This window comes from Streptomyces sp. P9-A4, assembly GCF_036634195.1.
Lineage (GTDB): Bacteria > Actinomycetota > Actinomycetes > Streptomycetales > Streptomycetaceae > Streptomyces.
The window spans coordinates 1529376-1552120 of the sequence record NZ_JAZIFY010000001.1 but is presented as its reverse complement, the minus strand read 5'-3'; the positions used below and the strand labels follow the sequence as shown (position 1 = coordinate 1552120).

25 protein-coding genes and 1 riboswitch are annotated in these 22745 nt (G+C 73.4%); of the genes, 12 read left to right on the top strand and 13 right to left on the bottom strand.

Annotation, left to right across the window (positions count from 1 at the left end; translation table 11 throughout):
* Window positions 1-7 precede the first annotated feature (7 nt).
* The 4 genes from V4Y03_RS06975 to V4Y03_RS06960 form a co-directional block, all read right to left on the bottom strand.
* A complete protein-coding gene (locus tag V4Y03_RS06975) occupies window positions 8-1555 on the bottom strand; it encodes a cobyric acid synthase (RefSeq protein WP_332434347.1) in 1548 nt (515 codons plus the stop codon).
* Window positions 1552-2526, bottom strand: a complete 975-nt coding sequence (locus V4Y03_RS06970; RefSeq protein ID WP_332434346.1) for a cobalamin biosynthesis protein — start codon at window positions 2524-2526, stop codon at window positions 1552-1554. Before V4Y03_RS06970 ends, V4Y03_RS06975 begins: the two co-directional genes overlap by 4 nt.
* Before the next feature lie 35 nt (window positions 2527-2561).
* Window positions 2562-2701: riboswitch (cobalamin riboswitch) on the bottom strand.
* A 114-nt stretch (window positions 2702-2815) separates the two neighbouring features.
* Window positions 2816-3037, bottom strand: a complete 222-nt coding sequence (locus V4Y03_RS06965; protein ID WP_189802473.1) for a hypothetical protein — start codon at window positions 3035-3037, stop codon at window positions 2816-2818.
* Window positions 3038-3049: 12 nt separating this feature from the next.
* Window positions 3050-4324, bottom strand: coding sequence for an inorganic phosphate transporter (locus V4Y03_RS06960; protein ID WP_317878597.1), 1275 nt, complete (start codon window positions 4322-4324; stop codon window positions 3050-3052).
* Window positions 4325-4709: 385 nt separating this feature from the next.
* On the opposite strand from V4Y03_RS06960, the gene V4Y03_RS06955 reads away from it, so the two are divergent.
* Window positions 4710-5837 (top strand): alpha/beta hydrolase, encoded by a 1128-nt coding sequence (locus V4Y03_RS06955; RefSeq protein WP_332434345.1) that lies wholly within the window; start codon window positions 4710-4712, stop codon window positions 5835-5837.
* Window positions 5838-5982: 145 nt separating this feature from the next.
* Window positions 5983-7428, top strand: coding sequence for a hypothetical protein (locus V4Y03_RS06950; RefSeq protein WP_443079751.1), 1446 nt, complete (start codon window positions 5983-5985; stop codon window positions 7426-7428).
* A gap of 25 nt (window positions 7429-7453) precedes the next feature.
* Here V4Y03_RS06950 and V4Y03_RS06945 read toward each other — a convergent pair whose 3' ends face one another.
* Together V4Y03_RS06945 and ypfJ are read right to left on the bottom strand one after the other, a co-directional pair.
* A complete protein-coding gene (locus V4Y03_RS06945; RefSeq protein WP_332434343.1) occupies window positions 7454-7855 on the bottom strand; it encodes a VOC family protein in 402 nt (133 codons plus the stop codon).
* 68 nt (window positions 7856-7923) lie between these two features.
* Window positions 7924-8814 (bottom strand): KPN_02809 family neutral zinc metallopeptidase, encoded by an 891-nt coding sequence (gene ypfJ, locus V4Y03_RS06940; RefSeq protein ID WP_332434342.1) that lies wholly within the window; start codon window positions 8812-8814, stop codon window positions 7924-7926.
* Window positions 8815-9085: 271 nt separating this feature from the next.
* On the opposite strand from ypfJ, the gene V4Y03_RS06935 reads away from it, so the two are divergent.
* The 3 genes from V4Y03_RS06935 to V4Y03_RS06925 all read left to right on the top strand — a co-directional run bounded on the left by V4Y03_RS06935 (window position 9086) and on the right by V4Y03_RS06925 (window position 12211).
* Window positions 9086-10684, top strand: coding sequence for an ABC-F family ATP-binding cassette domain-containing protein (locus V4Y03_RS06935; RefSeq protein ID WP_317877898.1), 1599 nt, complete (start codon window positions 9086-9088; stop codon window positions 10682-10684).
* A gap of 375 nt (window positions 10685-11059) precedes the next feature.
* Window positions 11060-11281 (top strand): helix-turn-helix domain-containing protein, encoded by a 222-nt coding sequence (locus V4Y03_RS06930; RefSeq protein ID WP_006123601.1) that lies wholly within the window; start codon window positions 11060-11062, stop codon window positions 11279-11281.
* A 129-nt stretch (window positions 11282-11410) separates the two neighbouring features.
* Window positions 11411-12211 (top strand): enoyl-CoA hydratase/isomerase family protein, encoded by an 801-nt coding sequence (locus V4Y03_RS06925; RefSeq protein ID WP_317877897.1) that lies wholly within the window; start codon window positions 11411-11413, stop codon window positions 12209-12211.
* Between the two features lie 9 nt (window positions 12212-12220).
* Here V4Y03_RS06925 and V4Y03_RS06920 read toward each other — a convergent pair whose 3' ends face one another.
* Complete coding sequence (locus V4Y03_RS06920) at window positions 12221-12877, bottom strand: hypothetical protein (protein WP_332434341.1); 657 nt, start codon at window positions 12875-12877, stop codon at window positions 12221-12223.
* A gap of 93 nt (window positions 12878-12970) precedes the next feature.
* Here V4Y03_RS06920 and V4Y03_RS06915 point away from each other — a divergent pair, with 93 nt between their 5' ends.
* From V4Y03_RS06915 to amaP, 5 genes are read left to right on the top strand one after another with little or no spacing between them, the layout of a single operon-like run.
* On the top strand, window positions 12971-13447 hold the full coding sequence (locus V4Y03_RS06915) for an Asp23/Gls24 family envelope stress response protein (RefSeq protein ID WP_317879072.1): 477 nt from the start codon (window positions 12971-12973) through the stop codon (window positions 13445-13447).
* A gap of 52 nt (window positions 13448-13499) precedes the next feature.
* Window positions 13500-13691 (top strand): hypothetical protein, encoded by a 192-nt coding sequence (locus V4Y03_RS06910; protein ID WP_332434340.1) that lies wholly within the window; start codon window positions 13500-13502, stop codon window positions 13689-13691.
* A 6-nt stretch (window positions 13692-13697) separates the two neighbouring features.
* Complete coding sequence (locus tag V4Y03_RS06905; protein WP_332434339.1) at window positions 13698-14054, top strand: Asp23/Gls24 family envelope stress response protein; 357 nt, start codon at window positions 13698-13700, stop codon at window positions 14052-14054.
* Entirely contained in the window at window positions 14051-14872 is an 822-nt protein-coding gene (locus tag V4Y03_RS06900; RefSeq protein ID WP_332434338.1) for a DUF6286 domain-containing protein, read from the top strand. The genes V4Y03_RS06905 and V4Y03_RS06900 overlap by 4 nt, the downstream gene beginning before the upstream one ends.
* A 4-nt stretch (window positions 14873-14876) precedes the next feature.
* Entirely contained in the window at window positions 14877-15464 is a 588-nt protein-coding gene (amaP, locus tag V4Y03_RS06895) for an alkaline shock response membrane anchor protein AmaP (protein WP_317876046.1), read from the top strand.
* 22 nt (window positions 15465-15486) lie between these two features.
* On the opposite strand, the gene V4Y03_RS06890 is transcribed toward amaP, so the two are convergent.
* The 6 genes from V4Y03_RS06890 to V4Y03_RS06865 all read right to left on the bottom strand — a co-directional run bounded on the left by V4Y03_RS06890 (window position 15487) and on the right by V4Y03_RS06865 (window position 20928).
* Window positions 15487-16242 (bottom strand): SDR family oxidoreductase, encoded by a 756-nt coding sequence (locus V4Y03_RS06890; RefSeq protein ID WP_332434337.1) that lies wholly within the window; start codon window positions 16240-16242, stop codon window positions 15487-15489.
* 5 nt (window positions 16243-16247) lie between these two features.
* Window positions 16248-18038 carry a glycoside hydrolase family 15 protein gene (locus V4Y03_RS06885; RefSeq protein ID WP_332434336.1) on the bottom strand — a complete coding sequence of 597 codons (1791 nt, stop codon included), beginning with the start codon at window positions 18036-18038 and terminating at the stop codon, window positions 16248-16250.
* A gap of 34 nt (window positions 18039-18072) precedes the next feature.
* On the bottom strand, window positions 18073-18888 hold the full coding sequence (locus tag V4Y03_RS06880; RefSeq protein ID WP_332434335.1) for an SURF1 family cytochrome oxidase biogenesis protein: 816 nt from the start codon (window positions 18886-18888) through the stop codon (window positions 18073-18075).
* Window positions 18889-18969: 81 nt separating this feature from the next.
* Entirely contained in the window at window positions 18970-19203 is a 234-nt protein-coding gene (locus V4Y03_RS06875; RefSeq protein WP_056561222.1) for a hypothetical protein, read from the bottom strand.
* A 64-nt stretch (window positions 19204-19267) separates the two neighbouring features.
* On the bottom strand, window positions 19268-20263 hold the full coding sequence (locus V4Y03_RS06870) for a DEDDh family exonuclease (protein ID WP_332434334.1): 996 nt from the start codon (window positions 20261-20263) through the stop codon (window positions 19268-19270).
* Window positions 20260-20928, bottom strand: coding sequence for a TetR/AcrR family transcriptional regulator (locus V4Y03_RS06865; RefSeq protein ID WP_317876041.1), 669 nt, complete (start codon window positions 20926-20928; stop codon window positions 20260-20262). The genes V4Y03_RS06870 and V4Y03_RS06865 overlap by 4 nt, the downstream gene beginning before the upstream one ends.
* Before the next feature lie 128 nt (window positions 20929-21056).
* Here V4Y03_RS06865 and V4Y03_RS06860 point away from each other — a divergent pair, with 128 nt between their 5' ends.
* A complete protein-coding gene (locus tag V4Y03_RS06860) occupies window positions 21057-21854 on the top strand; it encodes an acetoacetate decarboxylase family protein (protein ID WP_317876040.1) in 798 nt (265 codons plus the stop codon).
* Window positions 21854-22738 (top strand): SDR family NAD(P)-dependent oxidoreductase, encoded by an 885-nt coding sequence (locus V4Y03_RS06855; protein ID WP_332434333.1) that lies wholly within the window; start codon window positions 21854-21856, stop codon window positions 22736-22738. Before V4Y03_RS06860 ends, V4Y03_RS06855 begins: the two co-directional genes overlap by 1 nt.
* The last annotated feature ends 7 nt before the right edge of the window (window positions 22739-22745 follow it).

Sequence of the window (22745 nt, the reverse complement as noted above, 5' to 3'; positions counted from 1 at the left end):
GGGGTCCTCACGGCGCACCCGGCGGCACGAACGGCAGCCCCGCCGGGGCCCCCTCCTCGATCAGCCGCAGCAGGGCGTCCGTGTCCGCGTGTTCCTCGATCAGGTCGCCGAGGCGGTCGAGCTGTTCCTCCCGCAGCGTCCCGAACGACGTGTCGGGCGCCGGCACGAACCGTCGTCCGGCCGCCGCCGCGACCTCCCGCAGGAACGCCCGCCGGAACCCGTCGCTCTCCAGCGAGCCGTGCCAGTGGGTGCCCCACACGGAGCCGACCCGGCAGCCGTCCAAGAACGGCTCACCGCCCAGCACGTCCGCGACGCCGTGGTGGATCTCGTACCCCTCGACCCGCTCCCCGAGCGCCTCGCCGACCGGCCGGGCGAGGGTCTTCTCGACCCCGAACCGCACCCGTACGGGCAGCAGCCCGAGCCCGTCGACCACTCCGGCCCTCGATTCGACCTCGTCCTCGATGCGCTCGCCCAGGGCCTGGAAGCCGCCGCAGATGCCGAGCACCGGCCGGCCCTCGGCCGCGCGCCGGACGAGGGCGTCCGCGAGCCCCCGCTCGCGCAGCCACGCGAGCGCCTTCACCGTCCCCCGGGTCCCCGGCACGACGACCAGGTCCGCGTCGACGAGCTCCTCCGCCCGGTCCACGAACCGCACGACGACACCCGGCTCGGCGGCCAGTGCGTCCACGTCCGTGAAGTTGGACATCAGGGGTACGGCGCAGACGGCGATCCGCAGCACGTCCTCACCGACCGGCGGTGCGACGACCGACTCGCGGACGGTGCCGCGCAGCGACACCCTCAGGCCGTCCTCCTCGTCGATGCCGAGCCCGTGCGCGTACGGCAGGACGCCGAAGGTCCGGCGCCCGGTGAGCCCGTGCAGCATGTCGAGACCCGGTTCCAGGAGGGTGACGTCACCCCGGAACTTGTTCACGAGATAGCCCGCGACCAGCGACTGGTCCTCGGGCGAGAGCAGCGCCGTCGTCCCGAAGAACTGGGCGAAGACCCCGCCCCGGTCGATGTCCCCGACGACGACCACGGGCAGCTTCGCGGCCCGCGCTATGCCCATGTTCACGATGTCGGTGCGCCGCAGATTGATCTCGGCCGGACTGCCCGCCCCCTCGCAGATCACGGCGTCATACGTGCCCCGGAGCTCCTCGAGGCACGCCATCACCGGCTCGAAGAGCGTCTTCTGCCGTCCCCCGTGCAGCCTCTTCCCGGAAGACGCCTCCCCAGCCCCCCCGAAGAACCCCCGGGCGCTCATCTCCCCCACCGGCCTGCCCATGAGGACGACCTGGCTGGAGCGGTCGCTGCCCGGCTTGAGCAGCACTGGGTTCATCAGCGCGGTCGGCTCGACGCGGGCGGCCTGCGCCTGCATGGCCTGCGCCCGCCCGATCTCGGCGCCCTCGCGCGTCACGAAGGAGTTCAGGGACATGTTCTGTCCCTTGAACGGCGCGACCTTGATCCCCTGCCGGACCAGCCAGCGGCAGATGCCGGCCGTCACGACGCTCTTGCCGGCGTCGGACGTGGTCCCGGCGACGAGCAGCCCCCCACCCCTCATGCGTTCCTCCGCTTCAGCGCGCTCGCGATCATCCGGCCGCCCACACAGGCGGCCAGGGTCAGTCCGGTGACCCGGCGGGACAGCCGGACCGCCCGGTCGATGTCGGCGACCTCGACGGGCCGCCCCTCCCCGTTCAGGACGGGCCGGTGCTCGGTCCTTCCGGCGTACGAGAGGGTCCCGCCGAGCCGTACGCCGAGCGCGCCCGCGAAGGAGGCCTCGACGGGGCCCGCGTTGGGGCTCGGGTGCTTCGCCGCGTCCGCCCGCCAGGCCCGTACGGCCCCGCGCGGGTTCCCTCCGGCGAGCGTCGCGGCCACGGCCGTCAGCCGGGCGCCGGGCCAGCCGGCCAGGTCGTCGAGGCGGGCGGAGGCCCAGCCGAAGCGGCGGTGGCGCGGCGACTTGTGGCCGACCATGGCGTCGAGGGTGTTGACGGCGCGGAAGGCGACGAGGCCGGGCACGCCCGCGACCGCGCCCCAGAAGAGGGCGCCGACCACGGCGTCGGAGGTGTTCTCGGCGACCGACTCGACGACCGCGCGGGCCATCGCCGGTCCGTCCAGGGAGTGCGGGTCGCGCCCGCACAGGTGGGGCAGCCGTTCCCGGGCCACCTCCAGGTCCCCGGCGGCGAGGGCGCCGCCGATCGCGCGGGCCTCCCGCCCCAGGGTCGTACCGCCGACGACGGCCCAGACGGAGGCGGCGGTGAGGGCGACGGAAGCGGCCGGCCGGTTCCGCACGGTCCGGGCGGCGAGCGCGCCGAGGGCGGCGGTGGAGCCGGCGCAGACGGCGGTGTGCAGGGCGCCCCAGCCGCGGTGGTCGCGCCACAGGGCCCGTTCGACCCCGGCGGCGGCCCGGCCGAACGCGGCGACGGGATGGCCGCGGCGGGGGTCGCCGACGAGCAGGTCGACGGCGAGGCCCGCGGCGGCGCCGTACGCGAAGACGGCGGTGGCTCTGGAAGGTCTGGGGCTGCGGCCGGGCATGGCGCTGCGTCCTCACTCAGGGTCCGCGCCCTGGATCGACGTGACCGGCGGCGAGAGTTCCTGACTCCCGGACCCTTCGGATCCGGTCACAGTGGCGGGACCGCGCCGGATTCGCACCGGACTTCCTCTACTGCCTCCGTAATGGCCTCGGCAGTCCACCACGGCCCGAGAACAGCCGTCAACTCACCCTTGACCTGCATCGCGTCACTGTGCGAAGCACCACAAACACGACGGCCGGGCGGCCCGCACACGAGGTGCGGACCGCCCGGCCGTTGGTGTTCGCGGACCGTCAGGCGACGATCAGGTAGATCCCGTACGCCACGGCCGCGAGGCACAGGGCGAAGCAGGCGTAGGCGCCGGTGCGGGCCAGGGCGGCGGAGCCTCCCTGGGCGGCGGCCTGCTCCTGCTTGGAGAGGCCGATGACGCCGAGGGTGAAGAGGCCCACCAGCGCGACGGTCGCCACGAGGCTGACTCCGAAGACGGAGCCGAGGGCTGCCCAGTCGATCTTCATGTCGTTCGTTCCTTACACCGCTGCGGCGGGGGCCGGGGGAGCGCTCGGGTCGGTCGGGGCCGGCGCGGGGATGGTGGTCTTGAGGTCCTCGTCGGTGACGGCGGCGACGGAACCGGCCGGCGGCGGCGGGGTGACGGCCGCGATGGCGGTGGTCACCACACCCGCGGGCTCGGCCTCGGCGTCGAGGTCGTCGGCGGTGACGTTGTGCTGGTCGACCGGCTTGCGGCGGGACAGCGACCAGATGACGCCCGAGCCGGCGATCAGCAGGACCGCGACGGCGGCGATGCCCCAGGGGCCCTGCTTGGTGAGGAACTCGGCACCGGCGCCGACCAGGGCCGCGGCGGGCAGGGTCAGACCCCAGGCGACGAACATCCGGGTCGCGGTCGACCAGCGGACGACACCGCCCTTGCGGCCGAGACCGGCGCCCATCACGGCACCCGAGCAGGACTGGGTGGTGGAGAGGGAGAAGCCGAGGTGCGAGGAGGCCAGGATGACCGTCGCGGCGCTGGTCTGGGCGGCGAAGCCCTGCTGCGGCCGGAGGTCGGTGAGGCCCTTGCCCATGGTGCGGATGATGCGCCAGCCACCGAGGTAGGTGCCGAGGGCGATCGCGACGCCGGCGGAGACGACGACCCAGAGCGGCGGGTTGGAGCCGGGGTCGACGACGCCCTGGGTGACCAGGGCCAGGGTGATGATGCCCATCGTCTTCTGGGCGTCGTTGGTGCCGTGGGCGAGGGAGACGAGACCGGCGGAGGCGATCTGGCCGACCCGGTAGCCCTTGGCGGTGTGCTTCTCGTCGGTCTTCGCGCCGATCCGGTACGTCAGCCTGGTGGCCAGCATCGCGGCGAGACCGGCCACGATCGGCGCGGCGACGGCCGGGATGAGGACCTTGGTGACGATCGTCGGGCCGTTCACGGCCGACCAGCCGGCCGACATGACCGCGGCGCCGATGAGACCGCCGAAGAGGGCGTGGGAGGAGCTGGACGGCAGTCCGAGCAGCCAGGTCAGCAGGTTCCACAGGATGGCGCCGACCAGCGCGGCGAAGATCACCTCTGTGCGGATGCCCTCTTCGTTGATGATCCCGCCGGAGATCGTCTTGGCGACCTCCACGGACAGGAACGCGCCGACGAGGTTGAGCACGGCGGACATGGCCACCGCCGTCTTGGGCTTCAGCGCACCGGTCGAGATGGTCGTGGCCATCGCGTTGGCGGTGTCGTGGAAACCGTTCGTGAAATCGAACACGAGAGCTGTCACGACCACAATGGCGAGCAGCAGCGTGATGTGTTCCATTTACCCAGGCAATCGTTTGGCGTCAGTGGCCAGTCGAACGTAGGCAACCTGAGTGAACGGAAGGTGAACTGGGTCGGGCGCTGCGGTGTCCCCATCCGGTGTCAAGACATTCCGCTTACGGCTCCGGCGTGCCGGTCGTCCACGATGCGGTCACCCCGCGACCCCGGGTAATCCGGGCGAACACCGGGCACGTACGACCTGACCCGGTTCGCCCCACGCCACCCGGTTCCGCTCCCCGGACCGCGTCATCCGGACGGGCGACCCCGCCGAGGAGACCCATGTCACTCCCCAGGGGCCCTCCCCGAGGCGACCCCGGCCCCCGCCCCACCCCCCCGGCCGGGTCCGTCCGGTGGCAGCCCGCCCCCACCGTGCCGAGACTGGGAGCGTGCGCCCGGCTACAGCGACGGCAGCGGCCGTCACCACTCTGATCGGTGTCGGCGCGGTCGCGATCGCGGCCGGCCGGTACGCCAGCGACGTCGCCCTCAGGGCGCCGTCCGGACGACCCCTGCCCGGGGATCCCAAACTGACCGTGCACGCCACGGACCCCGAACGGATCACCCTCACCCGCAGCCTCGCCTCGCTGCGCCCCGGCACGTACGGGATCGAGGGCCACGGCCTGCACGCCGTCGTCGGCCCCGTCCTCGACCGGGTCCCGCACACCGCGGACACCGTCGTCCGGCGCCTGGAACGGGTCGAACTCGGGGTGTTCGGCCCCGGAGCCCGCGTCCGGTTCACCCCCCAGCTGCACCGGGGCACACCGATCACCGCCCTCGGGCTCGCCCAGGAGGACGTCGAGATCCCCGGCGAACTCGGCCCGCTGCCCGCCTGGCTGGTCGCCGCCCCCCGCACCACCTGGGTCATCGCCCTGCACGGCCTCGGCACCACCCGCGAGCACCCGCTCAACGTCGTCCCCTTCTTCAACCGGCGCAAGATCCCCGTCCTCGTCCCCGCCTACCGGGGCGACGAGGGAGCACCCGCCTCCCCCGACGGCCTCGCCCACCTCGGCGACTCCGAATGGCGCGACGTCGACGCCACCATCCGGTACGCCGTCCGTCGCGGCGCCCGCAAGGTCGTCCTGCACGGCTGGGGGACCGGGGCCTCGATGGCGCTGCGCGCCGCCGCCGAGTCCGGGATGCGCGACCGGATCAGCGGCCTCGTCCTCGACTCCCCGGTCCTCGACTGGGAAGCCACCCTCCGCAACCTCGTCTCGGCCCACCACGTCCCCGGACCGCTGCTCCCGCTCGCCGTCCGCTCCGCCCAGGGCAGGACCGGAGTCCACGGCGACCTGCTCATGGCCGCTTCCGAACCCGAGGCCCTGCGCGTCCCGGTCCTCCTCCTGCACGGCCCCGACGACACCGTCGCCCCCTGGGAACCCTCCGTCGAGCTCGCCGCGCGCCGTCCCGACCTGGTCACCCTCCACACCGTGCGGCACGCCCCGCACGCCGCGATGTGGAACGCCGACCCGGTCCGTTACGAGGAAGCCCTCCGCCGCTTCCTCACTCCCCTCCTCTGAGGCCGCCGCCCCCGTTCCGCCGAGGCCGTCCGCGACTGTTCTCCCCGGGCGGCCGCGCCTGTTCCCGGGCCCGTCCGCGCGCCCGTCATGACGGGGTGGCCGATTCCGATTGGGCTTTCGGGCCGTCAGCGGGAAGACTGCCCCCGTGACGTCTCGAAAGCCCGATGAACCATTGGCGCGCAACTCCAGACTCCGACTCGTCCGCCCGCGGGCGCTGGCCACCGCCCGACGGGCCGTGACGACCCGGCGCACCCGGCCTGCGCCACGGCCGCCCGAGGGCACTCCGCCCCGCGCGGAACTCGCCCGCCAGGCCCGGCAGGTCCTCGCCGACGCCGTACGGATCGCCCGCTGGGCCGCGGTCGAGCGCGGCGCCGACACGGCCCCCCGCACCGGTCCCGGCACGGCCCCGGCCACCGTCCCCGCCGCGGTCCTCGCCCAGGAAAGGGCCGCCGCCGCACTGGACCTGACGCCCGGCCAGATCCGGGCCGGCTGGGACCGCGCGCGGCTCGCCGGACTCGTCGAACTCCACGGCGGCACCGTCCGCCCCGGCTGGCGGCTGCACGCCTGGGACCGGGACGACTCCGCCGTCCTGCGCGGCTGGGTCGCGCTCTTCGACGCCTGGTCCCTGGTGCACCCGGCCTCCGAAGGGGTCGCGCCGAGCGCCGTCGCCGAGGTCGTCGAGGCCGTCCCCCAGGTCCTCTCGCTGCTCCAGCTCTCCCAGGGCCCGGTCCTCGTCCCCGCCCTCCTCGACCTCCTCGGCCAGCGCGTCGAGGAACTGCGCGAGGAACGCTGCGAGGTCCCGGCCGCGGGCCCCGCGGCCGAGACCGCGGGCACCCCGGCCGCGAACGACGCCGCCGTCGGACTCCCGGCCCTCCTCGACTGGGCCCTCGAAGGTCTCGCGGCCGTCGGCGCGCTCACCCTCGACCCCGGTGCGGAAGGGCGTCACGCCACCCTGACCCCGCTCGGCAACTGGGCGGTCTGGGTCAAGCTGGAACAGATCTGCGTCGCCGCGCAGAGCCCCGCGGGCAACATCGAGCAGTCCGCCGAGGACATGCTCCGCGGCTGCGCCCGGCTCACCCCGGGACCGGCCCGCGCCGAGTACCGCGCCTGGCTCGCGGCCCGCACCCTCTCCAGCGCGGTGGCCGAACTCCTCGCGGTCGCCCGCGGCGAGGACGCCCTGCTGCGCGGTCTCGCCTTCGAGGCGCTCCGGGTCGTCGGCGCCCCCGCCGAGGCCGAGGTGCGCGCCACCGTCGCCGAACCGTCGCTCCGGCCGTACGCCCTGCTCTGGATCGCCGAGTACGAGGGCGCCGACCCCGACGACGCCCAGGAGGTCCTCACCCGCGAAGAGGCCACCTGGCTCTGGGTGGACACGGCGGCGGCCGTCGCCGACCACGGCGAGAGCGCGCTGCTCGTCCGGCACCTCGACTCCGCCGTGCAGGGCACCGTCCCGGCACTGCTCGACGAGGTCCGGGCCGTCGGCCACCCGCGTACCGTCCAGGTCCTGGTCGCCCTCGCCGCCGCCCACCCCGACCCGGCCCTGGCGAAGGCGGTCCGCAGGGCCGCCTTCCAGGTCCACACCGGGGGAGCGTGACGGGGACCGCGTCCCCGGCGTCCGGCTACTCCGCGGCGCCGGGGGTGTACGTCCCGAAGCTCCAGATGTTCCCCTCGGCGTCCCGGGCCATGTAGTCCCGGGAGCCGTAGTCCTGGTCCTTGGGCGGCATCACGATCTCGATGCCGTGGGCGGCGGCGCGCGCGTGGTGCTCGTCGACGTCGTCCACGTGGACGAAGACGCCCACCGGGCCGCCGCGGGCCATCAGCTTGTCGAACTCGCTGCCGGTGCCCTTGCTGCCCAGCATCACCATGCCGTTCCCGTACGCCAGCTCGGCGTGCGCGACCCGCCCGTCCTCGGCCTCGTACACCGCGGTCGCGGTGAAGCCGAAGCCCTCCGTGAGCTGCTTGATCGCCGCCTTGGCGTCGTCGTACGTCAGTGTCGGACAGACCTGGGGTGCCTCGGCCATCCCGATCACTCCCTTTCGATGCCGTCGAATGTGACCTGGGTCTCAGTCTGGCAGCCCCCACCGGCAACTCAGCGGAAGGTGTTGCAGCGGGCCATGTCGCCGGTCCGGTAGCCCTCGTGGAACCACTGCTGCCGCTGCGCCGCCGAGCCGTGCGTCCAGGGCTCCGGGGTCACCCGGCCCTGGAACCTCTCCTGGATCCGGTCGTCGCCCACCGCCGCCGCCGCGTCGAGGCCGTCCCGGATGTCCGCGTCGGTGAGCGTGGTCAGGAGCGGCCGGCCCGTCCGGTCGTCGGGGCTGCTCGTCGCGTGCCGCGCCCAGACGCCCGCGTAGCAGTCGGCCTGGAGCTCGACCCGTACGGCGTCGGAGTTCGCGCCGGTCCGCCCGTCCTGGGCGCGGCTCAGCGTTCCCATCAGGTTCTGGATGTGATGGCCGTACTCGTGCGCCACCACGTACGCCTGCGCGAAGGGCCCGCCGCTCGACCCGAACTTGGTCCGCAGCTCGTCGAAGAAGCCCAGGTCCAGATAGACCTGCCGGTCGCCGGGGCAGTAGAACGGCCCCACCGCCGAGGTCGCGGAGCCGCACGCGGTCCCTACCCGCCGGCTGAACATCACCGTCTTCGCGGGCCCGTAGGTGCCGCCCCTGCGGGCGTACTCGGTCCGCCAGTAGTCCTGGAGGCTGTTGACGACGGCGACGGTCCGGCAGCCCTCACGGGCGTTCGCGTCGGACCCCTTCTTGCAGCTCTGGTCGACCTGGGCCACCGAGGAGGCGCCGGCCACCGGCTCGTCGCCGCCCCCGGAGAGCCCGAGCTGGTCCGGTCCCACCCCGAAGAGCACGCCCAGGACCAGGGCGATGAGGCCGATGACACCGCCGCCGACGGTCGCCCTGCCCCCGGGGACGCGGCTGCCCCGGACATCCCGTACCTCCGAGGTGTCCAGGTCGGCGTCGTCGTCGAACTGCACGGTCCACCACCCTCCGCGTCACTGCCGCGGCGGTGGCCGCCGCCCTGTGCCGAGTATCAGACGATCTCCGATATGTCGCTTCTTTTACGGCTCACAGGCGGGAATGTGAGAAGAATTCGTGTTCGTACTCCGGACCCCGCATGGCCGAAAAGCAGTTGCCGGTGCCCGTTAGACTGGCTGTATGGCCATTCTCCTTTGGGTGCATTAGCGGCGTCGAAGCCCGCCACCAGTCGTCCTTCCGCCCTTTTCCCCATCGCCCTGGAGTCTGTCCGTGATCACCGCATCCGGCGTCGAGCTGCGCGCCGGCGCCCGTGTCCTCATCGAATCCGCTTCCTTCCGTGTCGCCAAGGGCGACCGCATCGGCCTCGTCGGCCGCAACGGAGCGGGCAAGACCACCCTCACCAAGTGCCTCGCGGGCGAGGGCCAGCCGGCCGCCGGCAACATCGCCCGCTCCGGCGAGGTCGGCTATCTGCCGCAGGACCCGCGCACCGGTGACCTCGACGTCCTGGCCCGCGACCGCATCCTCTCCGCGCGCGGCCTCGACACCCTCATCAAGAAGATGCGGATGAACGAGGAGCGCATCGCCACCGGCTCCGGCGGCACCCGCGACAAGGCGATGCGGCAGTACGAGCGCCAGGAGACCGAGTTCCTCACCAAGGGCGGCTACGCGGCCGAGGCCGAGGCCTCCACCATCGCCGCCGCCCTCGGTCTGCCCGACCGCGTGATGGGCCAGCCGCTGCACACCCTCTCCGGTGGTCAGCGCCGCCGCGTCGAGCTGGCCCGGATCCTGTTCTCGGACGCCGACACCCTCCTTCTCGACGAGCCCACGAACCACCTCGACGCCGACTCCATCGTCTGGCTGCGCGACTACCTGAAGACCTACCGCGGCGGCTTCATCGTCATCTCCCACGACGTCGACCTCGTCGAGACCGTGGTCAACAAGGTCTTCTACCTGGACGCCAACCGCTCCACGATCGACGTCTACAACATGGGCTGGAAGCTCTACCAGCAGCAGCGCGAGGCCGACGAGAAGCGCCGCAAGCGCGAGCGCCAGAACGCCGAGAAGAAGGCCGCCGCCCTCAACTCGCAGGCCGACAAGATGCGCGCCAAGGCCACCAAGACCGTGGCCGCGCAGAACATGGCGAAGCGCGCCGAGCGACTGCTCTCCGGCCTGGAGGCGGTGCGCGCCTCCGACAAGGTCGCCAAGCTCCGCTTCCCCGAGCCGGCGCCCTGCGGCAAGACCCCGCTGACGGCCGAGGGGCTCTCCAAGTCCTACGGTTCGCTCGAGATCTTCACCGATGTGGACCTCGCCATCGACAAGGGCTCCCGCGTCGTCATCCTCGGCCTCAACGGCGCGGGCAAGACCACGCTGCTGCGGCTCCTCGCCGGGGCGGAGAAGCCCGACACCGGCGAGGTCACCCCGGGCCACGGCCTCAAGCTCGGCTACTACGCCCAGGAGCACGAGACGCTCGACCCCGAGCGCAGCGTCCTGGAGAACATGCGCTCGGCCGCGCCCGACCTCGACCTCGTCCAGGTCCGCAAGACGCTCGGCTCCTTCCTGTTCTCCGGCGACGACGTCGACAAGCCGGCCGGGGTCCTCTCCGGCGGCGAGAAGACCCGGCTGGCCCTGGCCACCCTGGTCGTCTCCTCGGCGAACGTGCTGCTCCTGGACGAGCCGACCAACAACCTGGACCCGGCCAGCCGCGAGGAGATCCTCGGGGCCCTGCGCACCTACAAGGGCGCCGTCGTCCTGGTCACCCACGACGAGGGCGCGGTGGACGCGCTGGAGCCGGAGCGGATCATCCTGCTCCCGGACGGCGTCGAGGACCTGTGGGGCCCGGACTACGCGGACCTGGTCACCCTGGCCTGACCCACGACGGCCGCGAACGGCCCGGAGAACGGGCCGGAGCGGCCGGGAGTGATCATCCCGGGCTGGATCATTCGGCTCATGGGTGATCCTTCATCTGAGTGAGGGCGTCTCGTACCTCCCGGCGCGGTGCTCTGTCGGATCCTTCCGGCGGGCCCGCGCCGTACGTGTGTTCCCCCTGCGTCCTTGACCTGGCACTTCCCGCGCCGCGCGGCGCGAACGGTCGTTTCCGGCCCATCGGAATTCGAGCCTCCGATTGTGACGACGGAGCGCTCGTCCACAAATCCGGCGGCACGGACCTTGTCGAATGGGTGGCCAGGACGGACGGGAGGGGTGATCATGAGAAGTCCAGAGCGCACTTCCCATGAGGAGGCACGGGTGGCCGAGACTCTGAAGAAGGGCAGCCGGGTGACCGGCGCCGCGCGCGACAAGCTCGCGGCAGACCTGAAGAAGAAGTACGACTCCGGTGCGAGCATCCGGGCGCTGGCCGAGGAAACGGGCCGCTCCTACGGATTCGTCCACCGGATGCTCAGCGAGTCCGGAGTCACGCTGCGTGGACGCGGCGGAGCGACCCGGGGCAAGAAGGCGGCCTCGGCCTGACATCGGGGCGGCTCGACCGGGCCACCGGGTCTCCCGGTGGCCACCCGGTCGGTCTCCGGACCGACCCGGTGGTTACTGTGCAGTCACTTAGCATCGGATGCAGTGCTGCACCGGAACCGGAGGCGCCCCATGACTACGCTCGACGACTCTGAGCTCGTATTCGACAAGGACGGTGTACGGCTCACCGTCGAGGACGCCGTTGCCACGGTGACCCTGACCAATCCGGCGAAGCGCAACGCCCAGTCTCCCGCTCTGTGGCGGGCGTTGACAGAAGCCGGCCGGTCATTGCCCGGCAGCGTGCGGGTCGTCGTTCTGCGCGGCGAGGGCACGTCCTTCTCCGCCGGACTCGACCGGCAGGCGTTCACGCCCGAGGGCTTCGACGGAGAGCCGTCCTTCATCGATCTCGCGCGCGGTTCCGACCAGGAACTCGACGCGGTCATCGCCGAGTACCAGGAGGCGTTCACCTGGTGGCGCCGCAGCGACCTCGTGTCGATCGCGGCCGTCCAGGGCCATGCCATCGGCGCGGGCTTCCAGCTCGCCCTCGCCTGTGACCTGCGGGTCGTCGCCGAGGACGTGCAGTTCGCCATGCGCGAGACCAGCCTGGGCCTCGTCCCGGACCTGACCGGGACGCACCCGCTCGTCTCGCTCGTCGGCTACGCCCGCGCGCTGGAGATCTGCGCCACCGGCCGCTTCGTCCACGCCGAGGAGGCCGAGCGCATCGGTCTCGCCAACCTGTCCGTGCCCGCCGGCGAACTCGACGCGGCGGTACGGGACCTCGGCGCCGCCCTGCTCGCGGCGCCCCGCGACGCCCTCACCGAGACCAAGGCGCTCCTCCAGGGCGTCTCCGGCCGCTCGTACGAGGAGCAGCGCGCCGCCGAGCGCGCCGCCCAGGCCCGCCGGCTGCGCGACCTCGCGGGCCTCGGCGACTGACGACAGGCCCTAGCGCAGCTCCGACACCACCACCGTGACCGCGGCGCCCTCCGGGGCGGCCGCGGTCACGGCCGTACGCACCGAACGCGCCACGTCCAGGGGCCGACGGCCGGCCGTCACGGCCAGCTCCAGCCGTACCCCCTCCCCGTCCCGGCGCACCGGCGGGCCCAGCGCGTCCGTCACCCCGGCGACCCCCGGCACCCCGAGCGCCACCAGCGCCAGGGGATCGTCCGTCGACGGGGAGGTCCGGCCCGGCGGGGGATCGGCGGGGGCCGCCGCCGGGGGTTCGGCTTCGAGCAGCTCCGTCACCCGCAGGTCCACGGCCGCCACCACAAGACCGATCGCGTCCTCGGCCGCCGCGAGCAGGACCGCGCGCAGCCCCTCCGCCAGCTCGGGCAGCGGCCGGCCGGCCACCGCCGCGAACGCCGCCGAGATCCGTACGGACCCCGGCGCCGCGGGCGGCCCGTCCTCCTCGTCCCCGTCGGCCGGGCCGATCCGCAGAACACCGGGCACCACCCCCCGTACGGCCGCTCCGGCCACGCCGAGAACCTCACGTACCGTCCGCTCGGTGATCCAGGCGCCGTCCGCCGCCGTTCCGAGCGGCAGCAGCCTGCCCGGGGCGAGTCGGTCCCGTACCGCAGCCGTCCAACCCTCAGCCGTCGTCATTGCCCCAGCCTGCCGTATCCCCGGGGCGGTTCCGAGTAAGCGCCCTTAGTGTGGGCGAAGAACCCCGAAATATCCCAGAAGGGGCGAAACGTGATGACGGACACCACGCATTCCAACGAACCGACGGGCGACGACCCGCGCCGCACCTCGGTGACCAAGCGGGGCGGCGGCGCTCCCGCCACCCGCGGCCGGACGACGATCGCGGACGGCGTCGTCGAGAAGATCGCCGGACTCGCCGCCCGTGACGTCGTGGGCGTCCACGCGATGGGCAGCGGCCTCTCCCGCACCTTCGGCGCCGTGCGAGACCGGGTGCCCGGCGGGGGCGGCGGCAAGTCGGCCGCCACCCGAGGGGTGAAGGCCGAGGTCGGCGAGGTGCAGACCGCGCTCGACCTGGAGATCGTCGTCGACTACGGCGTCTCCATCGCCGACGTGGCGGGCGACGTCCGCGAGAACGTCATCGCCGCCGTGGAGCGGATGACCGGTCTCGAGGTCGTCGAGGTCAACATCGCCGTCAGCGACGTGAAGCTGCCCGACGAGGAGGAGGAGGAGCCGGAACCCCGGCTCCAGTGAGCGCTGACGGTTGCGTACAGGGGGCTCAGGAGGACTCGGAAAGGGGTCAGGAATGAGCATGGCGGCGGTCGGCCTGGTGGCCGGCATGGCACTCGGATTCGCCGGGTACTTCGGCGGCTTCGGAGCGTTTCTGCTGGTCGCGGCCTTGGGGGCGATCGGCTTCGTGGCCGGCCGCTTCCTCGACGGCGACCTCGAACTGGGCGATCTGTTCCGGGGCCGCGACCGCGGCGACCGGCGGAGGTGACGCGGGGTGGCAGCCGAGCCGGCTCGCTCCCCGGTCCGTGACCGGGGAGCGACCAGGATCGCCGACCGGGTCGTCGCGAAGATCGCCGCCCAGGCGGCACGGGAGGCGGCGGGCCCGGTCCCCGAGGGGGGCTCCAAGCCCCATGCCTCGGTCGTCGTCCACCGGGACGTCGCCCGGGTCGCGGTGAGCCTCGAACTCGCCTACCCCTCGGACGTCGGCCGCCGCTGCGGGGCCGTACGGGGCCGGGTCCGCTCCCGCGTGGAAGCACTGGTGGGCATGGAGGTCCACGAGGTCACCGTCCACGTGGAGCGGCTCCACTCGCCCCTGACCCGGCAGGCCACACGGAGGGACCGCGTGTCATGACGACGCCACCATCCCCGGAGGACGAGGACGCTCCGGGCCGAGGCCACGACGACGGCCGCGATCCGGGCCGCGCCGCGGGCCCCGGCCGCGACGGCAGCCCGCTGCCCGGCGGCGCCGGAAGCCCAGGCCGCGACGGCGGCCCCGGCCCTGACGGCGGCCCCGGCCCTGACGGTGACGCGGTCCCCGGCTCCCGAGCGGCCTCCGGCTCCGGAGCCGCGTCCGGGGCGAGCCCCGCCCCCGACGGCGTCCCCGTGCTCAGTGACGCCCCCGCGTCCCGCGTGCGCCGCTTCTGGGCCGTGCGCCGTATCCCCGCCGCCCTGCTCGCCGCCGTCGTCCTCGGCGGGGCCGGGCTGCTCCTCTACGACGTGGCCGCCGTCCGGGCCGACCGCTCCGCCATGGCCTGGCGGCGGAAGCTCGCCGACGGCCTCGCGACCCGGCCGCTCGACGACACCTGGGTCGTCCTCGGCGCCGCGCTCGCCTGCGCTCTCGGCGTCTGGCTGATCGTCCTGGCGGTGACCCCCGGTCTGCGCGCCGTCCTCCCGATGCGCCGCGAGCACGCCGACGTACGGGCCGGACTCGACCGGGAGGCGGCAGCCCTCGCCCTGCGGGACCGGGCCATGGAGGTCTCCGGGGTGCAGTCCGTACGGGTCCGCGTCGGCCGCGCCAAGGTGGGCGTCCGGGCGGCCTCGCACTTCCGCGCGCTCGACGAGGTACGGGCCGACGTGGAGCGGGCGCTCACCGCCGGCATCGCCGAACTGGGCCTCGCCCGCCCGCCCGCGCTGACGGTACGGGTGGCCAGGCCGCCCAGGAAGGGGTGACCCGGTGACGGTCGTCCTCCGGCGCGTCAACCGCGTCCTGCTCGGCCTCGCCGGGCTGCTCCTCGTCGTCGTCGGCGGCGCGGTCCTCGCCGCCGCCCTCGACCTGTCCGTACCGTCCTGGTGGCCCTGGTCGGGCTCCTCCGACGTGCTGCTCTCCACCGCCGAACGGCAGCGCTGGCGGAACGAGGGCTGGTGGTGGCCCGTGGTCATCGCCGTCCTCGGACTGATCGTCCTGCTCGCCCTCTGGTGGCTGCTCGTCCAGTTCCGGCGGGCGCGGCTCGCCGAGGTGCTCGTCGACAGCGGCGACGGCGAGGAGGCGGTGCTGCGCGGCCGGGCCCTGGAAGGCGTACTGGAGGCGGACGCCGGGGCCCAGGAGGGCGTGGCACGGGCCAAGGTGTCCCTCACGGGCCGCCGGGGCGCCCCCCGCACCCGGGTCGCCCTGCTCCTGGAGCCGCACGCTTCCCCGGGGGACGCCCTGACCACCCTCAGCACCGAGGCGCTCGCCCACGCCCGTACGTCCGCGGGCCTCGCCGCGCTGCCCACCGAGGCACGCCTGCGGGCCGTCAAGCACCGGGCCCGCCGGGTGTCCTGACCGGCGGGCCGGGGCGCGGTTCTCAGAACCCGCCGCGGGCCCCGCCGTCCACCGGGATCATCAGGCCCGTCAGATAGGAGGCGGCCGGCGACAGGAGGAAGGCGGCCGTCCGGCCGAACTCCTCCGGGGTGCCGTAGCGGCGCAGCGGGATGGTGGCCTCGTTGGCCGTGCGGGCCGCGTCGGCGTCGCCGGAGAGCGCGTCCAGGGACCGCACCCGGTCCGTGTCGATCCGGCTCGGCAGCAGCCCGACGACCCGCACCCCGCGCGGGCCCAGGTCGTTGGAGAGGGACTTCGCGAAGCCGGCGAGCCCCGGGCGCAGTCCGTTGGAGATGGTGAGGCCGGGGATCGGCTCGTGGACGGAGCCGGACAGCACGAAGCCGATGACCCCGCCCTCGCCGAGCGTCTCGGCGGCGGCGCGGGCCAGCCGGACCGCCCCGAGGAAGACGGTGTCGAAGGCCGCCGCCCACTGCTCGTCGGTGTTGTCCGCGGCGAAGCCGGGCGCGGGCCCGCCCACGCTGATCAGGATGCCGTCGAAGCCGCCGAACCGGGCCCGTGCCTCGGCGATCAGCAGCGCGGGGGTCCCCGCGTCGGTGTTGTCGGCGGCGACGCCCGCCGCACCCGCCCCCAGCTCGTCCACGGCCTCGGCGACGGTCTTCTCCTCGCGCCCGGTGATCAGCACCTTGGCGCCCTCGGCGAGCAGCGCCTCGGCGGAGGCCCGCCCGAGCCCCCGCGTCGCCCCGGTCACCACGTACACACGGTCCTTCAGTCCCAGATCCATGCGGCCTATCCTGCCGGGTCCAGATCGTCCCCGGCCAGCGCGAGCGCCGTGCCCACCAGGCCGATGTGGCTGAAGGCCTGCGGGAAGTTGCCCAGCTGGCGTTCGGCCACGGGGTCGTACTCCTCCGCCAGGAGCCCGACGTCGTTGGCGAGCGCCACGAGCCGTTCGAAGAGTTCGCGGGCCTCCTCGGTCCTGCCGGTCAGCCGGAGGGCGTCCGCCAGCCAGAACGAGCAGACCAGGAAGGTGCCCTCCTGGCCGGGCAGTCCGTCGATCGCCCCGGAGTCGGTGCTGTAGCGGCGTACGTACCCGCCGTGCAGCAGCTCCGCCCGTACCGCGTCGACCGTCCCCACCACCCGGGGGTCGTCCGGCGGCAGGAAGCCGACCCGGGGGATGAGCAGGGTCGCGGCGTCCAGTTCGAGGGAGCCGTAGGACTGGGTGAAGGTGTTCCTGGCGGGGTCGTAGCCCCGGGAGCACACCTGCGCGTGGATCTCGTCCCGCATGGTCCGCCAGCGCGCCACGTCGCCGGGCAGCGAGGGGTCCGCCTCCAGGGTGCGGACGGCGCGGTCCGCGGCCACCCAGGCCATCACCTTGGAGTGGATGAAGTGGCGGCGCGGGCCGCGGACCTCCCACAGGCCCTCGTCGGGTTCCCGCCAGGTCGACTCGAGGAAGCCGAGCAGGCTCAGCTGGAGGTTCCAGGCGTGCCGCACCGGCGGGATGCCCGCTTCGCGCGCGAGGTGGAGGGAGTCCATGACCTCGCCGTACACATCGAGCTGGAACTGGTCGACGGCCGCGTTCCCGGTGCGCACCGGCGCCGAGTCGCCGTAGCCCCGCAGCCACGGCAGCGTCGTCTCGGGGAGCCGGCGCTCGCCCGCGGGCCCGTACATGATCTGCAGGTCGGCCGGGTCGCCGGCGACCGAGCGCAGGAGCCAGTCCCGCCAGGCGGCGGCCTCCTCGACGTATCCGCTGGCGAGCAGCGCGCCGAGGGTGAGGGAGGAGTCGCGCAGCCAGCAGGCGCGGTAGTCCCAGTTCCGTACGCCGCCGATGTCCTCGGGCAGGGAGGTGGTGGGGGCGGCCACGATCCCGCCGGTCGGGGCGTACGTGAGTGCCTTGAGGGTGATCAGGGAGCGCAGTACCGCGTCCCGGTACGGGCCCCGGTAGGTGCAGCGGCCCGCCCAGTCGCGCCAGTCCGCGAGGGACTGTTCCAGGGCCTCGTGGGGGTCGACCAGCTCGGGCCGCTGCTCGTGGGAGGGGTGCCAGGTGAGGACGAACGCGACCTTCTCCCCGGCGGCCACGGTGAAGGAGGAGCAGGTGGAGAACTGGTGGCCCCAGGTCTTCACCGGCGGCTCGCTGCGCAGCCAGACCGCGTCGGGTCCCGCGACGGCGACCCGGTGGCCGTCGGAGCGGCGCATCCAGGGCACGATCGAGCCGTAGTCGAAGCGGAGCCGCAGGACGGCGCTCATCTCGACGGTGCCGCTGACGCCCTCCACGATCCGCATCAGGTCGGGGGCCCTGTCCCGCTGCGGCATGAAGTCGATGACCTTGACGGTGCCGGTACGGGTCTCCCAGTAGGTCTCCAGGATGAGGGAGTCCTCGGCGTAGCGCCGGGTGGTGCAGGTCGTGGCGCCCTTGGGGGCGATCCGCCAGTGGCCGTTGTCCTCGTTGCCGAGGATCGCGGCGAAGCAGGCGGCCGAGTCGAAGCGGGGCAGACACAGCCAGTCGACCGATCCGTCGCGGCCGACGAGCGCGGCCGTCTGGAGATCGCCGATGAGGGCGTAGTCGTCGATACGTTGCGTCACGCTTTGGGCTGTTCCCGGAAGCGGCGGCGGTCAATCAGCGGGACGGCGTGGCCTGGATCGCGTCGATGTCGTGTTCCGGGTCCACGGCGGTGCCGGAGACGGCCGCGGCCTCCCGGTCGCGCTTCTCCCGGCGGACCAGGATCACCCAGCCGACGGGTACCCCGCCCGCGAACAGCCACCACTGGACGGCGTACGCCATATGGGGGCCGATCGAGTCGTGGTCGGGTTCGGCGATGAGTTCGGGGGTGTTCCCGGCGGGGGCGGGCGTGACCTGTTCGAGGTAGCCGCCGAGCACTTCGCGGCCGATGAGTTCGGCCTGCTGCCGGCTGCTGATGAGCATGACCTGCCGGTCGGGCAGGCCCTTCAGGTCCTTGATGCCGCTGGCGCCGGTCGTCTCGTCGGCCTTGAGGCGGCCGGTGACGGTGACCTCGCCCTTGGGGGCGGGCGGCACCGGCGGGAAGGAGTGCTGGTCGGCGGCGGCCGGGATCCAGCCGCGGTTGACCAGGACGACCGCGCCGTCCCGGAGGACCAGCGGGGTGAGGACGTGCACGCCGACCCGGTCGTCGGAGGAGGTGCGGCGGCGGACCACCACCTCGTGGGCGGTGTCGAAGGTGCCGGTGGCGGTGACGGGCCGCCAGTAGTCCTCGCGGGGCACGGTGTGGCCGGGGGAGGTGAGGTCCTCGACGGGCACCGGCTTCGCCGCGACGCTGTCCGCGATCAGGGTGTTCTGGGCGACCCGCCGTTCGTGGCGGTGGAACTGCCAGAAGCCCAGCTCGATCATCGTGGGGATGAGGACGAGGGCGACGAGGGTGAGGATCACCCACTGCCGGGACAACAGGAAGCGGTACACCCCATGACCGTACAGCGGGGGTCACGGGGTGCACGCAGGGGGGTTCGGCTCGCCCGGGGGCGGGCCGAGGATCGTTTCTGCTCAGACCCTGTCGACGATGCCCACCTTTCCCTCCGCGCGGGCGCAGTGGCCGCCGCAGTACCAGCTGCCGTCGACCTCGACGCCCTGTCCGATGACCTGGACCCGGCAGTGCTCGCAGATGGGCGCCATCCGGTGGATGGCGCAGGCGAAGCAGTCGAAGACGTGCACCGCGCCCTGCGCGTGCACCTCGAACGACATCCCGTAATCGTTTCCGCAGACCTCACAACGTGCCATGCGCCACAGGGTGGAGGCTCCCGGCGGGCGCGCCCGGCACGGCACGCCCGCAGGGGCGGGGGTGTCACCCGTCTGCCGGGGTCACGTCCCGCAGCAGCTGGGTGTACGCGGCCTCGTCGACGATCGGCGTACCGAAGGACTTGGCCTTGACCGTCTTGGAGGTGGCGGCGTCCGGGTCGTTGGTGACCAGCAGGCTGGTCAGCCGGGAGACGCTGCCGGCGACATGGAGCCCGGCGTCGACGGTGCGGTCCTCCAGGAGTTCCCGGTCGATGGAGGTGTCACCCGAGAAGGCGATCCGCATGCCCTGCTTGAGGGGTTTGTCCGTCTCGTACCGGCCCGGGTTGGGGTGCGGGCACGGCGGTCGCTTCCGCGAGGGACGCCAGCTGCCCGCCCGGTACGAGGACGGGTACGGGGAGGCCGAGGCCTGCCCGCCGATCCGGGGCTGCGCCGGGGACGCGGCCCACTCGGTCAGCGGCCGGCACTCCAGGAGCGGCAGCCGTACGTTCCGCCCGGCCGCCGCGTGCAGGCTCGGGCGGAAGGCCTCGGCCAGCACCCGGGCGTCGTCGAGCGCGTTGTGCGCGCGCTGCTGCACCACGCCGAAGTGCGCGGCCAGCGACTCCAGCTTGTGGTTGGGCAGCGGCAGCGACAGCTCCTTGGCGAGCGCGATCGTGCACAGCCGCTGGCGTACCGGTGCGGCGGACTCCGCGCGCGCGTACTCCCGGGCGATCATCTGCCAGTCGAACATCGCGTTGTGCGCGACGAGCACCCGCCCGTCGAGCCGGGCGGCGAACTCCGCCGCGATCTCCGGGAAGAGCGGCGCGCCCTCCAGGACGTCGGTGGTCAGCCCGTGGATCCAGACCGGGCCGGGATCGCGCTCGGGGTTGACGAGGGTGTACCAGTGGTCCTCGACGTTCCCCCGGGCGTCCAGCCGGTAGACGGCAGCGGAAACTATCCGGTCGTCGCGGGCGAGTCCGGTGGTCTCCACGTCGACGACCGCGTACCCCTGCGGGTAGGCGGCCGGCCACGTCTCTGCGGTCGTACGGTCGTCAAGCACGGTCACTGAGAATACGGCCCGCGACCGACAACTCCGTCCCCGGTGTCCCCGGACACCCCGGCGAGCAGTCCCTCGACCAGGGCGCGTACGGAGTCGACGAACAGGCGCTCGGTGTCGATCGGGGCGGCCAGGGCGCGCGCGAGCGGCCCGTCGGCCTCCGCGTCCTCGCCGCTCCACAGTTCCTCCTCGGCGGGCGACTGGGCGGGCGAGCGCTCGCGGTTGCGCTCCACGAGCACGTACCCGACGACCTGGAACTGCACCGCGCGGACGGCGTGCGCCGCGTGCGCCCCGCGCAGTCCGGCGGCGTGCGCCTCGTGCACCAGGGCGCGCTGGGCCGGCAGGAACATGCTCTCCGTCAGGCCCCGTTCATGGACCATCGCCACCAGGTGCGGGCGCTCGCGCAGGGCGCGGCGCAGCGCGCGGGCCACCGACACGATCCGCTCGGCGGGGGTCGTGCCCCGCGGGTGGATCGTGCCGAGGTCGGCGACCGTGCGCGCGACGATCGCGTCGAGCAGCGACTCGCGGTTGCCGACGTGCCAGTAGATCGAGGTGACCGCGGTGGAGAGTTCGGCGGCGAGCCTGCGCATGGTCAGGGCGGCGGGGCCGTGCTCCCGGACCAGGGCGGCGGCGGTCTCCAGGACTTCGTCGCGGGTCAGCGCGGTGCGTGCCACCGGATTCCCCACCTCCTCGCGGAGCGTGTCATCCGTTCCCCCAATTCCTCTGCGTGCACGGCTCTTTACCCTTCGGGGGCCTCGGTGTAACTGTGTTACAGGCTGACGATCCCGAGAGGTGGTACGTCATGGCACGAGTACGGTACGGGGCGCGCACCGACGCCGAGGCGGCGGCGGCACGCGAACGGAGCGCCAAGCTCCCCGACATCTGGTCCACCGGAGTGGTCGCCGTCTGGGAGACCGACCCGGACGTCGTCGCGGCGGTCCTGCCGCCCCCGCTGAAACCCGCCGCGCGTCCCCTGGTGCGCGCCAACATCAGCAAGGTCGACCTGCCCGGCTATCCGCTCGGCGCCGGCTCGGTGGCGGTCGCCGCCGCCCACGGCGACAAGGAGGGCTGGTACCCGCTGGTCATGCCGATGACCCACGAACGGGCCCTGGTCGGCGGACGCGAGGTCTTCGGCGAACCCAAGAAGCTGGGCGAGGTCACGGTCGAGCGCGAGGGGCTCGTCGTCCGCGCGGCCCTCGCCCGGCACGGCATCGCGTTCGTGGAGGTCCGCGGCGCCGTCTCCGGACCGCTGCCGCTGCCGGAGCCCGTCGAGAAGACGGACTTCTACTTCAAGTTCCTGCCCGGGGTGGACGGCACCGGCTTCGACGCCGACCCCGTCCTCGTCCACTGTGTCCGCAACGAGAAGGTGCGGAAGCTGGAGCGGGTCACCGGGGACGTGATCCTGCGCGAGTCCATGTACGACCCGGTCGCCGACCTCCCCGTCCGCCGCCTCGTCGAGATCACCCTCGGCGAGAAGACCACCGACCAGAAGGGCACGGTCGCCGAACGCGTCTCCGCGCGCGCCCTGCTGCCCTATGTCCACCAGCGCTACGACGACCCGCTGCACATCCTCGACGGCCCCCCGGAAGGAAGCGTCTGATGCAACTGCGCGAGGGACAGGTCGCCGTCGTCACCGGCGCGGCGAGCGGCATCGGGCTCGCCATGGCCCGCCGCTTCGCCGCCGAGGGCATGGCCGTCGTCCTCGGCGACGTCGAGGCGGGCGCGCTCACGGAGGCCGCCGACGAGCTGATGGAGGGCGGCGCCCAGGTGCTCGCCCGGACCGTCGACGTCTCCGACCCCGACGACGTCCGGGCGTTCGCGGACGCCGCGTACGACACCTTCGGCGCCGTCCACGTCCTCTGCAACAACGCGGGCGTCGGCTCGGGAGCCGAGGGCCGCATGTGGGAGCACGAGCCCAACGACTGGAAGTGGGCCTTCTCCGTCAACGTCTGGGGCGTCTTCCACGGCATCCAGGCCTTCGTCCCGCGCATGATCGCCGGCGGCGAAGCCGGCCATGTCGTCAACACCTCCTCAGGCGACGGCGGCATCGCCCCACTGCCCACCGCCTCCGTGTACGCGGTCACCAAGGCGGCCGTCGTCACCATGACCGAGTCGCTGTACGCCCACCTCAAGGCGGAGCACGCGCGCGTGGGCGCCTCCGTGCTCTTCCCCGGACCGCACATGCTCCGCACCGGGCTCTGGGAGTCGCACCGCAACCGGCCCGACCGGTACGCCAAGCAGCGGCCCCGCCGGACCCCCTACCGCAGCCTCGACCAGTGGGAGGCCGCCATGAAGGAGGCCGGGCACGAGGTGGCCTTCACCCCGGTGGAGGAGGTCGCCGAGCACGTCGTCGACGGCATCCGCGCCGACCGCTTCTGGATGCTCCCGGAGAGCGAGCACAGCGACCGGCAGATCCGCGCGCGCTCGACCTCGATGCTCGACCGCGCCAACCCGTCGTACCTGGAGAGCTTCATCCTCGACTGAGGGGTAC

Excerpts from the sequence above, each read along its gene's own strand:
- V4Y03_RS06975 (WP_332434347.1), bottom strand. The coding sequence starts at position 1,555 with ATGAGGGGTGGGGGGCTGCTCGTCGCCGGGACCACGTCCGACGCCGGC.
- V4Y03_RS06970 (WP_332434346.1), bottom strand. The coding sequence starts at position 2,526 with ATGCCCGGCCGCAGCCCCAGACCTTCCAGAGCCACCGCCGTCTTCGCG.
- V4Y03_RS06965 (WP_189802473.1), bottom strand. The coding sequence starts at position 3,037 with ATGAAGATCGACTGGGCAGCCCTCGGCTCCGTCTTCGGAGTCAGCCTC.
- V4Y03_RS06960 (WP_317878597.1), bottom strand. The coding sequence starts at position 4,324 with ATGGAACACATCACGCTGCTGCTCGCCATTGTGGTCGTGACAGCTCTC.
- V4Y03_RS06945 (WP_332434343.1), bottom strand. The coding sequence starts at position 7,855 with ATGGCCGAGGCACCCCAGGTCTGTCCGACACTGACGTACGACGACGCC.
- V4Y03_RS06925 (WP_317877897.1), top strand. The coding sequence starts at position 11,411 with ATGACTACGCTCGACGACTCTGAGCTCGTATTCGACAAGGACGGTGTA.
- V4Y03_RS06920 (WP_332434341.1), bottom strand. The coding sequence starts at position 12,877 with ATGACGACGGCTGAGGGTTGGACGGCTGCGGTACGGGACCGACTCGCC.
- V4Y03_RS06915 (WP_317879072.1), top strand. The coding sequence starts at position 12,971 with ATGACGGACACCACGCATTCCAACGAACCGACGGGCGACGACCCGCGC.
- V4Y03_RS06910 (WP_332434340.1), top strand. The coding sequence starts at position 13,500 with ATGAGCATGGCGGCGGTCGGCCTGGTGGCCGGCATGGCACTCGGATTC.
- V4Y03_RS06900 (WP_332434338.1), top strand. The coding sequence starts at position 14,051 with ATGACGACGCCACCATCCCCGGAGGACGAGGACGCTCCGGGCCGAGGC.
- V4Y03_RS06890 (WP_332434337.1), bottom strand. The coding sequence starts at position 16,242 with ATGGATCTGGGACTGAAGGACCGTGTGTACGTGGTGACCGGGGCGACG.
- V4Y03_RS06875 (WP_056561222.1), bottom strand. The coding sequence starts at position 19,203 with ATGGCACGTTGTGAGGTCTGCGGAAACGATTACGGGATGTCGTTCGAG.
- V4Y03_RS06860 (WP_317876040.1), top strand. The coding sequence starts at position 21,057 with ATGGCACGAGTACGGTACGGGGCGCGCACCGACGCCGAGGCGGCGGCG.
- V4Y03_RS06855 (WP_332434333.1), top strand. The coding sequence starts at position 21,854 with ATGCAACTGCGCGAGGGACAGGTCGCCGTCGTCACCGGCGCGGCGAGC.